Here is a 14,439-nt window from a genome sequence, read left to right on the forward strand (position 1 = left end):
GAGAGTGTGTGCCGCGTTTTTTTGCGTGTGCGGGCAGACGGCGTTTTACGATCGCCGCCTGAAGCATCACTGAGTCTTCTTTTTGGTTGATGTCTTCTTCGTGGCCGATTTGCTCGACGGCGTTCGGGACGATTTGCCCCCGCCGCTCTTCGACGATTTCTTCGTAGCTTTGGTGCCGCTGGCCGAGTGCTTGCCCTTCGAGTTCTTATGTTTGCCTGACGAAGGTTCGCTACGGGCACGTGCCGGAGGCACAGGATCGTTCCAGCTGAACGCCAGCATCTGTGCACCGACGTAACCGCAGCGAAATTTCAGATCGGCCGGATCGCCGTTTCCGTTCTGACGGACGCCAAGTCCTTCGACTGTGACGATGTTGTCTACCTTGACGCGCTGTTTGCCTTCGTCGAACGAATCGTTCCACGGTGTGACCGACGCGTGCGCGCTGTCGAATGAGCTGGGTGGAAACTCGACGTGATCGAAGGCAGTGGAGGTGCTTGCAACAAAGTCGCCATGAGCAGCGCAGTCCGCAACGAGCGGATCCGCATGCAGGTCATTGACGAATTTGTTGACGAGGTCGTTGTGCTGTTCGAGTTGATCGGCGAAGGCGGGCGCGGCACAGATGAGCGAGAGACTCGCAGCAAGTGTTGCCAACCGGCCGACCAGCCGCAGCAATCGGCGCGGTGTGTTGGTGCGATCCATCAAGTTCTTTAGACGCTAATGGGACATGAGGTTCGTAAGATGCCCGGCGAGCGGATGGAGTTCAATCCTGACACAAATATTTTGATGTGTCGTGAAGCGCGGGTCCGGTTCAAACAGCAACGGGCGCCTGTCACATGCGACGTTTAAAACGCGATGTTTTAAAGAAACGCGCGAGATGCCCAACTGGATGCAGCTCAATCTCAGGTGCGTGGACCGCCCAGTCGATATCTGCGCACATCATACGTGGTCACCCACGCTGGACGATAGACGGCGATCAGTGCAGTCGACATGCCCGTGAACCAAGCCTCGCCGGTGGCGAGCAGAAGCACGCTGAACGCGTAGCCGGCTGGCACCACGGTCGTCGATCCATCCGCGAGAGCGATATGAAGACCGAGCGCCGCAGCGGCAGTGAGCGACACGGCGATAGCGGGCGAAACAAAGCCCTGGCCGAAGATGAACATAAAGAGGTTGCGTGGCAGCCACGCGATGCTGATGCGCTGGAGCAGCGTCGAAATGCCGACAGGCAGTGCGCCGTACACAAGGAAAGTGAGCGCGATGCCCTGCCACGGGGCATCGAACACAACGGCCGCAAGACCGGTGACCACCGCCATGGCGATTAGCGCCAGCGCCCAGTCGAATAACGTGACGAATAACGTGGCGCCGAGCAGGTGCATCACAGTGCCGTCGTCGAGCCAGGCATTACTCGCCCACAGCACCGACACTGCGACGATGATCGCAAGCCAGACGTGCTGTAGCGTGCTGTCCTGAAGTCGTTTGAAAGGATTTTTCCACAGCGCGAGCGCGACCACTATCGCAGTGGCGATCCAGCCACCGACAGCGACCCAGAACGGAAGCGGTGTGTAGAGGAAACCCATGTATCTCATATTACTCGTTGGACGAGAAAAAGTGGGAGCGGATTCCATGCCAGGTAGCGCAAACGCCTCAAGAAAATGCTTATCGGACTTGGGTGTGCCCAGCGACGACCCGCATGCCTAGTCCTGCTCCACGGGTTCAGGCTCCGGCCCGGCGGGCGGCGCGTCGCCGTAAGGCGTCGCGGGTTCGGCAGCCATCGGCAATGGCGCGTTCGTGTCGTCGGCCTGCAACGGATACTGGAAGCGCCGCCGCGCAGCGCGCTTCGAAGGGGCCGCGCTGGTTTGTTCTACGACGGGACGAGCCGCGCCGTCGCTGTTATTGCGGAGAACCTGCAGATGACTCGACATCCAGCCGTTATAGAGCGCAACCGCGGCGGCGCGATTGGACGCTCCGAGTTGCTGAAATATGCAGGTCAAATGGGTCTTGACGGTGCCCTCGCTGATGCCGAGGGTGCGCGCGATCATCTTGTTGGTGCTGCCCATGTGCACGCAGCGCATGATCTGCTCCTGCCGGGGCGACAGTCCGCTCGACAATCTGGCGCGACGTGGCGGTGGATTTTTCTCGTCGAATACCCGGATGGTGGTGTCCGGCGGCAACGGAGGATCTAGCGCCACCGCGCCGGGCGGCACGTAGTGGCCGCCGAGCAGCACCATTTCAAAGGCACGCACGATCAGGCACGGATCAGTTGCGCGCGGCACGACACCGAGTACGCCTTCGTCCATGAGTTCCCGAACTTTGCCCGGAGAAGTCTGGTCCGTCATCACGGCAACGCGTAAATCGGGATAGTGGCTGAGCAGATGGCGGACTTCTTCCATCGACATCCAGTCCTGCCAGTCGATTACCAACAGGTCGGGCCGGTGACGCTTGAACGTGCGCTCAATCTGACGCCAATCCTGTGCTTCGGTGAAGCGTGCAAGCCGGTCGATCTGACGCAGCAATGCCTTGAGCCCATCACGTCGTTCTGCGTTTGAGTTGAGTATTGAGAATCGCATGCACATGTCTCCAGGTGGATCTGACGAAAGGGCGGGTGGCGCATCGCATCCCCGGCAAATGACCGGGGTGAGCCTCGATGCGTCGCCGTGACTATCATGACAAATTCCCTTCGATTTGACGGCCTGTCCAGAAGGCATAGGAAGAATGAGTAAGAGCGCCTGTGAAGGCGCTGACGTCGCCTGGTCGAGGTCTTTTCTGGCGGGCAAAGACGTGCGAAAGGGCGGCTGGCTGGCATCGCCCTGAAATGAAAAATGCCGCTCAGTTCTTAAAACTGAGCGGCATTCTTTTGGAGGCTGCGTTGCTTCTGCGACATTTCTACAACAGCGTGCGACGGCGTACGCGCCAAGGTTCAGTGGAAGTGAGGCTGCGCCGGTTCCGCGTCTTCAGGCATTTCGGCATGAACGATCTCGCCGAGCGGGTCTGCATAAAGCGGCACGCCGCAGTCGTCGCAATATTCCGGCTCGAAGCGCCCGGCGTGACGCCGCACTTCGGTCACACCGGTTTCCTTCAGCAACGCGACGATTTCTTCAAGCGGATCGTCCGATGCCGCGGTTTCCTGCGGTTCTTCATCGATACCCGGCTCGCCGTTCTCACGGCCGTAGAGCGGCCACACGACGCCGTAAATCACGTCGTTGCTGCCCCGGCGCGTGAAGCCAACCCGGTATTCGTCGATACGGCGTTCGCCGAAACCGGCGACCACCGCTCGCAGCTCCTGGGGCGCCGCGCCAATTGTGTCGAATAGATAACGCACGGCGGTACGCACGGTGTGAGGGCGTACGCTTTCGTCGGCATCGCGGCATGCCGAGTAGTAAGCGTCCGGCAACAGACACTCGAATTCGCAACCGGGCAGCGCCAGCGACAGGTTGGCGCCTCCTTGCGTGGACCACTGCTCAAGACATTGGCCGCGCTCGATCCGGTTGCCGTGCTCCTCTTCCTGCCAGCGGAATGCCGGCTCGCCCACCGGCGCAGCCACGACGGCCAGCAGGAAGCGCGGGTCGGCCAGAATAGGTGAGGTTTCCGGCAGTTCGCCGAAATTGAGTTTGATGTTGCCGCCGGCCAGAGCCGCCTGCGTGAGTTGCTGCGCGATCCGCCACGTTTCGACGTGATGGCGCGGCAACTGGTCGATGCTGTACAGGAACGGCGCCATCGCGACGCGCGTGTTTGCGGCCAGCACGTGGGCTTGCAGGTGCGCGCGCAGCGCGTCGGCAGCGTCGGTCTTGAGCGGGCCCGACGGGATCACGTAGCGGGTCCACGCGAGCACGGGCGCGGCGATCAGCAGCGCCTCATAAGGCACGCCGTCATGCTCGACGATGAATGACTCGCTGTGGGTTTCCGCCATGTCGGCGAGCGCGCCATAAGCGTCAGGATGATTCTGCTGCAGATGATCGAGCGCCGCGTCCAGCGTAGTCTGGTTGGCGTTGCGGACGATCTTGGTCAGCAGCGCGTCGAGTTTCGCTTCCCAGAAGCGGTCCTCGGTGCGGCTGCCCGACGCGAAAAGCGCGAGCGAGAGACCGACGAGCTTGTCGGCATCGGGGGGGAGACGTTTGGCGATTCGCGAGCGCATAAATCCAGAATTTGGGGGGCACAGAACCTTATATTCTAGTCGTTTCTATGCCGCCATATTGTTTGGCCGGCAGAGCCGGATGAATTAGGGCGTTTCTGCACGAAAATTCAGCCTGTTGCGTGTGGCTTCTGAGCCTGCTCCACGAGGCCTTGAGCGAATGATATAAGAGGCTCCCCGAGGGCGCCCCCCGCTTCTATACTGACGGCGTTCAGTGGCCGCCTGACTGGCATATGTCAATTCGTCGCCGTGGTCTGGCGCAATAGGAGATTCATCGTGAAATCGGACCAACTGATCGAGCGTCTAGCCGCGGTTTTTGCGCTGATCATTCTCGTGGGCGGCTCGTTGCTGGTGCTGGCGCCTTTTACGACCGCGTTATTGTGGGGCGCCATTCTCAGCTACAGCTCGTGGGGTCTCTACCGGAGGCTGACTGCAGCGGTCGGTGGCCGGCGCAAATGGGCCGCCACGTTGATCGTGCTCATCATTCTGATTGTCGTGCTCGGGCCGTTTGTCTATGCGGGCTTTGCATTCGGTGCGCATGTCCATGACATCGTTGCGCTGGTGCAGAGGCTTTTTGAAGCCGGTTTGCCTGATTTGCCGCCTTGGGTCGATGGGATTCCGGTGGTTGGTTCGAGCATCGTGGCCTTCTGGGCACGTCTGACGAGCAGCAATTCGGAACTTATCGCTCAGTTGCACACGCTTGCGGCGCCGGCCGGCAAGTGGATTCTGGCAGCGGGGCTTGCCGTCACGCACGGCTTGGGGCTGCTGGCGTTGAGTATCATCCTTGCGTTCTTCTTTTACACGGGCGGGGAAGGGGCGGCGGCGTGGCTGAATGCCGGCATGCGGCGTATTGCTGGCGAGCGTGCTGATTATTTGCTGGCGCTGGCGGGCAGCACGGTAAAAGGCGTCGTCTACGGGATTCTCGGCACGGCCCTCGTACAGGGGATTCTTGCTGGTTTTGGTTGCTGGATCGCCGGCGTGCCTGCGCCGGCGCTGCTTGGGCTGGCGACGTTTTTTTTGTCGGTGGTGCCGGGTGGGCCGGTGATCGTCTGGTTACCCGCAGCGATCTGGCTGTATCACGGCGACGCAACTGGCTGGGCGATCTTCCTGGTGGTGTGGGGCGTGCTGGTTGTCGGCATGTCCGACAACGTCATCAAGCCGATCCTGATTGGCAAGAATAGCGACATGCCTTTGATCCTGGTGATGCTGGGTATCCTCGGGGGCGCGTTAGCCTTCGGCTTCCTTGGCGTTTTCATCGGGCCGACTTTGTTGGCGGTTGCTTATACCGTACTGCATGACTGGACAATCGGTGCGCCGGGCGGCCGTGCGTTAGCGCCCGATCTCCAGGTACCCCTCCCAGATGATGCCGCCCGCGTAGAAAAGACACCTTGAATAAACTTCAGATAACGCTTGCAACTGCCTGCGCAGCTCGCTAGAATCTCGCTCTTTCGTGCTTCGGATACCGGAGCACGGGGAAGCGGGAAAGCCAGCAGTGGCAAGGCTTCCAGCGAAGTAGGCAGGTTTGGTAAGTGATAAAAACCTGTTGACGACGCTGCGAAAGTTCCTCATAATCTCGTTTCTCTGCTGCAGACGCAGCGACGCAGAACGAAGCGGTGCCGGGTGGTTGAAGTGGGCGCAGTTTTGTGAGCGGATCGATCTTTAAAAATTAACAGCCGATAAGTGTGGGCGCTTGATACGCGATGCGAGTGGATCCTTCGGGGTCTGCTGCAAAGCAAAAGCATCAAGTCTCACACAGTAATGAAAGGAAGGTTTTTCTGTCCTCGGACAGATGAATCATTCGTCAGTACGTTGAGTGAGCGACCGGTTCTTAACGGAACCGAAAAACAGTAACAGGTTTGAACTGAAGAGTTTGATCCTGGCTCAGATTGAACGCTGGCGGCATGCCTTACACATGCAAGTCGAACGGCAGCACGGGGGCAACCCTGGTGGCGAGTGGCGAACGGGTGAGTAATACATCGGAACGTGTCCTGTAGTGGGGGATAGCCCGGCGAAAGCCGGATTAATACCGCATACGCTCTACGGAGGAAAGGGGGGGATCTTAGGACCTCTCGCTACAGGGGCGGCCGATGGCAGATTAGCTAGTTGGTGGGGTAAAGGCCTACCAAGGCGACGATCTGTAGCTGGTCTGAGAGGACGACCAGCCACACTGGGACTGAGACACGGCCCAGACTCCTACGGGAGGCAGCAGTGGGGAATTTTGGACAATGGGCGCAAGCCTGATCCAGCAATGCCGCGTGTGTGAAGAAGGCCTTCGGGTTGTAAAGCACTTTTGTCCGGAAAGAAAACTTCCTGGTTAATACCCGGGGAGGATGACGGTACCGGAAGAATAAGCACCGGCTAACTACGTGCCAGCAGCCGCGGTAATACGTAGGGTGCAAGCGTTAATCGGAATTACTGGGCGTAAAGCGTGCGCAGGCGGTTCGCTAAGACAGATGTGAAATCCCCGGGCTTAACCTGGGAACTGCATTTGTGACTGGCGGGCTAGAGTATGGCAGAGGGGGGTAGAATTCCACGTGTAGCAGTGAAATGCGTAGAGATGTGGAGGAATACCGATGGCGAAGGCAGCCCCCTGGGCCAATACTGACGCTCATGCACGAAAGCGTGGGGAGCAAACAGGATTAGATACCCTGGTAGTCCACGCCCTAAACGATGTCAACTAGTTGTCGGGTCTTCATTGACTTGGTAACGTAGCTAACGCGTGAAGTTGACCGCCTGGGGAGTACGGTCGCAAGATTAAAACTCAAAGGAATTGACGGGGACCCGCACAAGCGGTGGATGATGTGGATTAATTCGATGCAACGCGAAAAACCTTACCTACCCTTGACATGTATGGAATCCTGCTGAGAGGTGGGAGTGCCCGAAAGGGAGCCATAACACAGGTGCTGCATGGCTGTCGTCAGCTCGTGTCGTGAGATGTTGGGTTAAGTCCCGCAACGAGCGCAACCCTTGTCCCTAGTTGCTACGCAAGAGCACTCTAGGGAGACTGCCGGTGACAAACCGGAGGAAGGTGGGGATGACGTCAAGTCCTCATGGCCCTTATGGGTAGGGCTTCACACGTCATACAATGGTCGGAACAGAGGGTCGCCAACCCGCGAGGGGGAGCCAATCCCAGAAAACCGATCGTAGTCCGGATCGCACTCTGCAACTCGAGTGCGTGAAGCTGGAATCGCTAGTAATCGCGGATCAGCATGCCGCGGTGAATACGTTCCCGGGTCTTGTACACACCGCCCGTCACACCATGGGAGTGGGTTTCACCAGAAGTAGGTAGCCTAACCGCAAGGAGGGCGCTTACCACGGTGGGATTCATGACTGGGGTGAAGTCGTAACAAGGTAGCCGTATCGGAAGGTGCGGCTGGATCACCTCCTTTCTCGAGCTAACGCATCAAGTGTTGAGCGCTCACGCTTATCGGCTGTAAATCAAGACAGACTCAGGGGTCTGTAGCTCAGTCGGTTAGAGCACCGTCTTGATAAGGCGGGGGTCGATGGTTCGAATCCATCCAGACCCACCACTGTTTCTGCGGTGGCTGCACTAATCGATAAAAAACCTCTGTGATATCTGTATGACTGGGGGATTAGCTCAGCTGGGAGAGCACCTGCTTTGCAAGCAGGGGGTCGTCGGTTCGATCCCGTCATCCTCCACCAATCTTCAATGCCTAGTGTTCTGTGAATGCGCAGAACGTTATGCATTGGCGATTGAGCCAGTCAGTAGGGATACGCGGTTATAGCAATCGCGATATCGGCTGTCGTTCTTTAACAATCAGGAAGAAGTAGTAAAGAGATTCACGAAAGCATACTTAGAGATGGGTGTGTGAGTAGGTGGATCAGGGTTGTGATTGTATCAATGTATGAAAAGGTGATCGAAAGATTGCCTTGGAATACGGCGCAACACGAATACTCAACCTGTAGCGAGTGTGAGAAAACGCGGTCTTCCCAGTGAAGACGGCGGGAGACACACCCGTTATAGGGTCAAGCGAACAAGTGCATGTGGTGGATGCCTTGGCGATCACAGGCGATGAAGGACGCGGTAGCCTGCGAAAAGCGGGGGGGAGCTGGCAAACGAGCTTTGATCCCCCGATATCCGAATGGGGAAACCCACTCCTAATGGAGTATCCATAGCTGAATACATAGGCTATGAGAAGCGAACGCGGTGAACTGAAACATCTAAGTAACCGCAGGAAAAGAAATCAACCGAGATTCCCAGAGTAGTGGCGAGCGAAATGGGACCAGCCTGTACTCTTTATCTTCATTGTTAGTCGAAGGCTCTGGAAAGTGCCGCCATAGCAGGTGATAGCCCTGTAGACGAAAGCAGCGAGGAAGAACTAGGTGTACGACAAGTAGGGCGGGACACGTGAAATCCTGTCTGAAGATGGGGGGACCATCCTCCAAGGCTAAATACTCGTGATCGACCGATAGTGAACCAGTACCGTGAGGGAAAGGCGAAAAGAACCCCGGGAGGGGAGTGAAATAGATCCTGAAACCGCATGCATACAAACAGTAGGAGCCTCGCAAGGGGTGACTGCGTACCTTTTGTATAATGGGTCAGCGACTTACATTCAGTGGCAAGCTTAACCGATTAGGGCAGGCGTAGCGAAAGCGAGTCCGAACAGGGCGATTCAGTCGCTGGGTGTAGACCCGAAACCAGGTGATCTATCCATGGCCAGGATGAAGGTGCGGTAACACGTACTGGAGGTCCGAACCCACTAACGTTGAAAAGTTAGGGGATGAGCTGTGGATAGGGGTGAAAGGCTAAACAAACCTGGAAATAGCTGGTTCTCTCCGAAAACTATTTAGGTAGTGCCTCGTGTATCACCTTCGGGGGTAGAGCACTGTCATGGTTGTGGGGTCCATTGCGGATTACTACGCCATAGCAAACTCCGAATACCGAAGAGTGCAATCACGGGAGACAGACATCGGGTGCTAACGTCCGGTGTCAAGAGGGAAACAACCCAGACCGCCAGCTAAGGTCCCCAAATATTGCTAAGTGGGAAACGAAGTGGGAAGGCTAAAACAGTCAGGAGGTTGGCTTAGAAGCAGCCATCCTTTAAAGAAAGCGTAATAGCTCACTGATCGAGTCGTCCTGCGCGGAAGATGTAACGGGGCTAAGCAATATACCGAAGCTGCGGATGCACATTTATGTGCATGGTAGGAGAGCGTTCCGTAAGCCTGCGAAGGTGCATTGAAAAGTGTGCTGGAGGTATCGGAAGTGCGAATGCTGACATGAGTAGCGATAAAGGGGGTGAAAAGCCCCCTCGCCGTAAGCCCAAGGTTTCCTACGCAACGTTCATCGGCGTAGGGTGAGTCGGCCCCTAAGGCGAGGCAGAAATGCGTAGCTGATGGGAAGCAGGTTAATATTCCTGCACCATTGTTAAATGCGATGGGGGGACGGATCGCGGAAGGTTGTCCGGGTGTTGGAAGTCCCGGTCCTTGCATTGGAGAAGGCGCTTAGGCAAATCCGGGCGCGGAATTCAAGGGTGTGAGGCCATTCACTTAGGTGAAGAAGCAATCGGAAGTGGTTCCAAGAAAAGCCTCTAAGCTTCAGTTTAACAAGACCGTACCGCAAACCGACACAGGTGGGCGAGATGAGTATTCTAAGGCGCTTGAGAGAACTCGGGAGAAGGAACTCGGCAAATTGGTACCGTAACTTCGGGATAAGGTACGCCCCTGTAGCTTGATGCCCCTGCGGGCAAAGGGTGAAGGGGTTGCAATAAACTGGTGGCTGCGACTGTTTAATAAAAACACAGCACTCTGCAAACACGAAAGTGGACGTATAGGGTGTGACGCCTGCCCGGTGCCGGAAGATTAAATGATGGGGTGCAAGCTCTTGATTGAAGTCCCGGTAAACGGCGGCCGTAACTATAACGGTCCTAAGGTAGCGAAATTCCTTGTCGGGTAAGTTCCGACCTGCACGAATGGCGTAACGATGGCCACACTGTCTCCTCCCGAGACTCAGCGAAGTTGAAGTGTTTGTGATGATGCAATCTCCCCGCGGCTAGACGGAAAGACCCCATGAACCTTTACTGTAGCTTTGCATTGGACTTTGAACCGATCTGTGTAGGATAGGTGGGAGGCTATGAAGCGTGGACGCCAGTCTGCGTGGAGCCAACCTTGAAATACCACCCTGGTTTGTTTGAGGTTCTAACCTTGACCCGTTATCCGGGTCGGGGACAGTGCATGGTAGGCAGTTTGACTGGGGCGGTCTCCTCCCAAAGTGTAACGGAGGAGTACGAAGGTACGCTAGGTACGGTCGGAAATCGTGCTGATAGTGCAATGGCATAAGCGTGCTTAACTGCGAGACCGACAAGTCGAGCAGGTGCGAAAGCAGGTCATAGTGATCCGGTGGTTCTGTATGGAAGGGCCATCGCTCAACGGATAAAAGGTACTCTGGGGATAACAGGCTGATACCGCCCAAGAGTTCATATCGACGGCGGTGTTTGGCACCTCGATGTCGGCTCATCTCATCCTGGGGCTGTAGCCGGTCCCAAGGGTATGGCTGTTCGCCATTTAAAGAGGTACGTGAGCTGGGTTTAAAACGTCGTGAGACAGTTTGGTCCCTATCTGCCGTGGGCGCTGGATATTTGAAGGGGGCTGCTCCTAGTACGAGAGGACCGGAGTGGACGAACCTCTGGTGTACCGGTTGTCACGCCAGTGGCATCGCCGGGTAGCTATGTTCGGAAGAGATAACCGCTGAAAGCATCTAAGCGGGAAACTCGCCTTAAGATGAGATATCCCCGGGGCTTTAAGCCCCTTGAAGGGTCGTTCAAGACCAGGACGTTGATAGGTCAGGTGTGGAAGCGCAGTAATGCGTTAAGCTAACTGATACTAATTGCCCGTAAGGCTTGATCCTATAACAGGTGTGTCTTGCTCCCGCAAAGGGACACGAGACGCACGGTTGAGTGATCAGTGTTGTGCCAGAAACAGCACAACCCCAAAAGCTTCTCTGGTGAGCATCACCAGAAACTACTTCTTCCAGATTGGTTGTATTGCTCCACGAGCAGTGCGACAACAAGTCATGCCTGATGACCATAGCGAGTCGGTACCACCCCTTCCCATCCCGAACAGGACCGTGAAACGACTCCACGCCGATGATAGTGCGGATTGCCCGTGTGAAAGTAGGTAATCGTCAGGCTCCCCAGCAGCATCAGAAACCCCACCCCGCAAAGGTGGGGTTTCTGCGTTTACACGCACCGATTCACCATCCTGAAAGCGTCGGGGGGGGGGCGCATCCCGCAGGCTGCAGAGGAATCCCGGCCATGGCAGGAGCGCGCTGCGGCCGCGACCATGATATGCACGGCATCCCAACCCAGCGCTAAATAGCGCGTTAGCGCTTCCCGATGCTTAAGGCTGTAATTCAGCGCTTTCGCATTCGATGAACCTTTTCCGAAAGCAACTGTAAGCGCCCGGTCATCTCATCTTGAGTTGCGCTGAAAGTCGTGGGAGCATCGTGTGCACTTAAATAGGTGGACACGTGAACACTATTGAAGAAGGAGTAGTGCCTGGCCGTCGACGACGCCGGCGCTACAGTATCGAGTTCAAGGCTCAGGTTGTGGCAGCTTGCCAGGGGCCGGGGGTGTCGCTCGCGGCTATCGCGTTGCACCACAAGCTGAACGCCAATCTGCTTCGACGCTGGGTCGAGCAGGCCGAAACGAACGATTGTGTGCTTGTGGCCCGTAGCGACCTGACAGCGCCCCCATCAGCGGCGCGGACACCGACACCGGAATTTGTACCGCTGCCACTTGAGATGCGAAACACGCGTACAGCTGAGATTCGCGTCGAGGTGCGTCGCGCGGACCTGTCGATAACGGTGAGCTGGCCAACCTCAGAGGCAGCGCAATGCGCCGCCTGGCTGCGCGAGTGGCTCGCATGATCCGTATTGATCAGGTGTGGCTGGCAGTTGACCCGCTGGACATGCGGGCCGGATTCGATACGGCACTGGGTCGGGTGATCAACGTGTTCGGCGCCGCGCATCCACACCATGCGTACCTGTTCGCCAACCGGCGGGCCAACCGCCTGAAGGTCCTGGTTCACGATGGGATTGGCATCTGGCTGGCCGCGCGACGGCTGAATGAGGGCCAATTCGTCTGGCCGCGCGCCGGTAGCGAGCCCAGGCAATACGCGCTCACGCAGGAACAGCTCGAAGGTCTGGTAGTGGGTTTGCCGTGGCAGCGCATCGGCGCGAACGGTGTGATCCGTGTCATTTGAAGACGCCAGGGACGTAAACAGTCGCGCTTTCGCGCTCTCCGGGGTTCTGGCAGACTCGTCTGCATGGACCTGCCAGCCGACCTCAATGCTCTTAGCCCGGAACAGTTGCGTGCGCTCGCCACACAATTGATTGCGCGCGTCGAAGACAGGGACCGGGAGATCGAGGAGAAGACCCGCGAGGTCGGTGAGAAAGAGCGGGAGCTACGCTACCGGCAGACCCGGATCGACCAGTTGACCCACGAGATATCGATTCTCAGACGTTATCAGTTCGGCAAGCGCAGCGAGCAGGTCAGCCGCGATCAGATGAATCTGCTGGATGAGGCGATTGACGCGGATCTCGCCGCCATTGAAGTTGAGCTCGAGCAACTTCAGCCACAAGACACCACCGGGCCGCTACCCCAACAGCCGAAGCGTGCCGCGCTGCCGGCGCAATTGCCACGCACAGAGATTCGCCACGAACCGCAGAGCACCGTATGCCAGTGTGGCTGCGAGCGAGTGCGCATCGGCGAAGACATCAGCGAGAAGCTGGACTACACGCCGGGCGTGTTCACCGTGGAGCGGCATATCCGTGGGAAGTGGGTGTGCAGACACTGCGAAACACTGATTCAGGCTGCGGTGCCAGCGCACGTCATCGACAAGGGCATCCCGACCGCGGGACTGCTGGCGTCAGTGCTGGTTGCCAAGTACGCCGACCACCTTCCGCTGTACCGTCAGGAGCAGATCTTTGGGCGAGCAGGCGTCGCGATTCCGCGCTCGACATTGGGCGCATGGGTCGGCACGTGCGGCGTGCAGCTAGAACCGCTGGTCGACGCGCTGCACCAGGAAATCCTGCAGCAGGGTGTGCTGCATGCGGATGAGACGCCGGTACAGATGCTCAGTCCGGGCAAAGGCAAGACACATCGCGCGTATCTGTGGGCATATACGCCGACGCATTACAGTGAACTGCGCGCCGTGGTCTACGACTTCGCCGACAGCCGTGCAGGCGAACATGCCCGCGCGTTCCTCGCTGGCTGGCAAGGCAAACTGGTATGCGACGACTACAGTGGGTACAAGGCTGGATTCCAGCAGGGCATCACTGAAATCGGATGTGCGGCGCACGCGAGACGCAAGTTCTTCGATCTGCACACTAATCACAGCAGTCAGATCGCCGCGCAGGCGCTGCCGTTCTTCGCTGCGCTTTACGACATCGAGCGTGATGCCGTAACACTGCAAGCTGAGGAACGCTACACCCTCCGGCAAAGTCGGGCCAAACCGGTTTGCGACGCACTTCACGAATGGATGACGGCGCAGCGCAAGCTGGTGTCGGAAGGCTCGGCAATTGCCAAAGCGCTGGATTACAGTCTTAAACGATGGGATGCGCTGACCCGCTATCTCGATGATGGTCACGTGCCTATCGACAATAACTGGGTTGAGAACCAGATACGCCCTTGGGCTATTGGCAGGTCGAACTGGTTGTTCGCTGGTTCACTTCGAGCCGGAAAACGAGCCGCAGCCATCATGAGTCTGCTACGTTCAGCGCAACTGAATGGGCACGAACCACACGCCTATCTGAAAGACGTCCTCACACAGCTGCCAACCCACAGGGCCAGCGATATCGCGACATTACTGCCTCATCGCTGGCAACCAGCGGACCCTGTTCGATAATTCAATTCGTCAAGGCGGGTTTGCCGGTCGCCTACAAGCAACTAGCTTGCGCTGCGTAACCATCCATTCGTAAGGCCTCTCGCACACTGTTTTTTTGCTGGTCATGGGGACCGCACGCTTCGTGCTCGATGTCGTAAAGCACAGCGAAAGGAAGAGAAGGGCGGGAGAGCCAGCCCTGCAACCGGGCATGCATGTAATTTGCATGCAGATCAAAGAATTTCGGTCTCGCATGTGATGCACATCCCATTTCAGTGATGCTCTGCCGGAACGACGTCTTCCACCTGCCGTAATCATCGCACAACGTTACTTAAGCGCCCGTGCCCGCACCCGCACTGGCCGTCTACCTTTGTTCTTCCTCCCCCAGCGCCCTGACAGCCTCGCGTTTAGCTTGTGATTCAACGCGATGGCGGCAAGCGATACAACAGGTCTTCGGCGGCCGGCCACTACCAAGG

9 protein-coding genes, 2 tRNA genes and 3 rRNA genes are annotated in these 14,439 nt (G+C 57.5%); 9 read left to right on the forward strand and 5 right to left on the reverse strand.

Translation table 11 applies throughout. The features are described from left to right. Positions 1-66: 66 nt before the first annotated feature. The 4 genes from BLS41_RS06515 to BLS41_RS06530 all read right to left on the reverse strand — a co-directional run bounded on the left by BLS41_RS06515 (position 67) and on the right by BLS41_RS06530 (position 4,126). Entirely contained in the window at positions 67-696 is a 630-nt protein-coding gene (locus tag BLS41_RS06515; RefSeq protein ID WP_074763558.1) for a BspC domain-containing protein, read from the reverse strand. A 200-nt stretch (positions 697-896) separates the two neighbouring features. Next, complete coding sequence (locus BLS41_RS06520; RefSeq protein WP_074763559.1) at positions 897-1,571, reverse strand: energy-coupling factor ABC transporter permease; 675 nt, start codon at positions 1,569-1,571, stop codon at positions 897-899. A gap of 117 nt (positions 1,572-1,688) precedes the next feature. Beyond that, positions 1,689-2,561 carry a response regulator transcription factor gene (locus tag BLS41_RS06525; RefSeq protein ID WP_074763560.1) on the reverse strand — a complete coding sequence of 291 codons (873 nt, stop codon included), beginning with the start codon at positions 2,559-2,561 and terminating at the stop codon, positions 1,689-1,691. Between the two features lie 350 nt (positions 2,562-2,911). Then, positions 2,912-4,126 (reverse strand): DUF2863 family protein, encoded by a 1,215-nt coding sequence (locus BLS41_RS06530; RefSeq protein WP_074763561.1) that lies wholly within the window; start codon positions 4,124-4,126, stop codon positions 2,912-2,914. 273 nt (positions 4,127-4,399) lie between these two features. On the opposite strand from BLS41_RS06530, the gene BLS41_RS06535 reads away from it, so the two are divergent. The 9 genes from BLS41_RS06535 to tnpC all read left to right on the forward strand — a co-directional run bounded on the left by BLS41_RS06535 (position 4,400) and on the right by tnpC (position 13,987). Beyond that, the gene (locus BLS41_RS06535; RefSeq protein WP_143026228.1) at positions 4,400-5,515 is read left to right on the forward strand and encodes an AI-2E family transporter; all 1,116 of its coding nucleotides are present in this window, start codon (positions 4,400-4,402) and stop codon (positions 5,513-5,515) included. Positions 5,516-5,981: 466 nt separating this feature from the next. Beyond that, a 16S ribosomal RNA gene (locus BLS41_RS06540) occupies positions 5,982-7,512 on the forward strand. Positions 7,513-7,576: 64 nt separating this feature from the next. After that, a tRNA-Ile gene (locus tag BLS41_RS06545) sits at positions 7,577-7,653 on the forward strand. Between the two features lie 57 nt (positions 7,654-7,710). Next, positions 7,711-7,786, forward strand: a tRNA-Ala gene (locus tag BLS41_RS06550). Between the two features lie 322 nt (positions 7,787-8,108). Then, positions 8,109-10,988: ribosomal RNA gene (locus BLS41_RS06555) — 23S ribosomal RNA — on the forward strand. A 168-nt stretch (positions 10,989-11,156) separates the two neighbouring features. Further along, positions 11,157-11,270 (forward strand): 5S ribosomal RNA (rrf, locus tag BLS41_RS06560). Together the 16S, 23S and 5S rRNA genes with 2 tRNA genes alongside form the textbook arrangement of a ribosomal RNA operon. 363 nt (positions 11,271-11,633) lie before the next feature. Next, positions 11,634-12,008, forward strand: coding sequence for an IS66-like element accessory protein TnpA (tnpA, locus tag BLS41_RS06565; protein ID WP_083379920.1), 375 nt, complete (start codon positions 11,634-11,636; stop codon positions 12,006-12,008). Continuing rightward, positions 12,005-12,343: an IS66 family insertion sequence element accessory protein TnpB gene (gene tnpB, locus BLS41_RS06570; protein ID WP_074762618.1), complete on the forward strand. Its 339-nt coding sequence runs from the start codon at positions 12,005-12,007 to the stop codon at positions 12,341-12,343. The genes tnpA and tnpB overlap by 4 nt, the downstream gene beginning before the upstream one ends. A 63-nt stretch (positions 12,344-12,406) precedes the next feature. Continuing rightward, positions 12,407-13,987 carry an IS66 family transposase gene (gene tnpC, locus BLS41_RS06575; protein ID WP_074762619.1) on the forward strand — a complete coding sequence of 527 codons (1,581 nt, stop codon included), beginning with the start codon at positions 12,407-12,409 and terminating at the stop codon, positions 13,985-13,987. A 31-nt stretch (positions 13,988-14,018) separates the two neighbouring features. Here the strand turns inward: tnpC and BLS41_RS38280 are convergent, their stop codons facing one another. Continuing rightward, positions 14,019-14,288: an IS66 family transposase gene (locus tag BLS41_RS38280; protein WP_074763562.1), complete on the reverse strand. Its 270-nt coding sequence runs from the start codon at positions 14,286-14,288 to the stop codon at positions 14,019-14,021. Positions 14,289-14,439: the final 151 nt, after the last annotated feature.

Source organism: Paraburkholderia fungorum, from assembly GCF_900099835.1.
Taxonomy (GTDB): Bacteria; Pseudomonadota; Gammaproteobacteria; order Burkholderiales; family Burkholderiaceae; genus Paraburkholderia; species Paraburkholderia fungorum_A.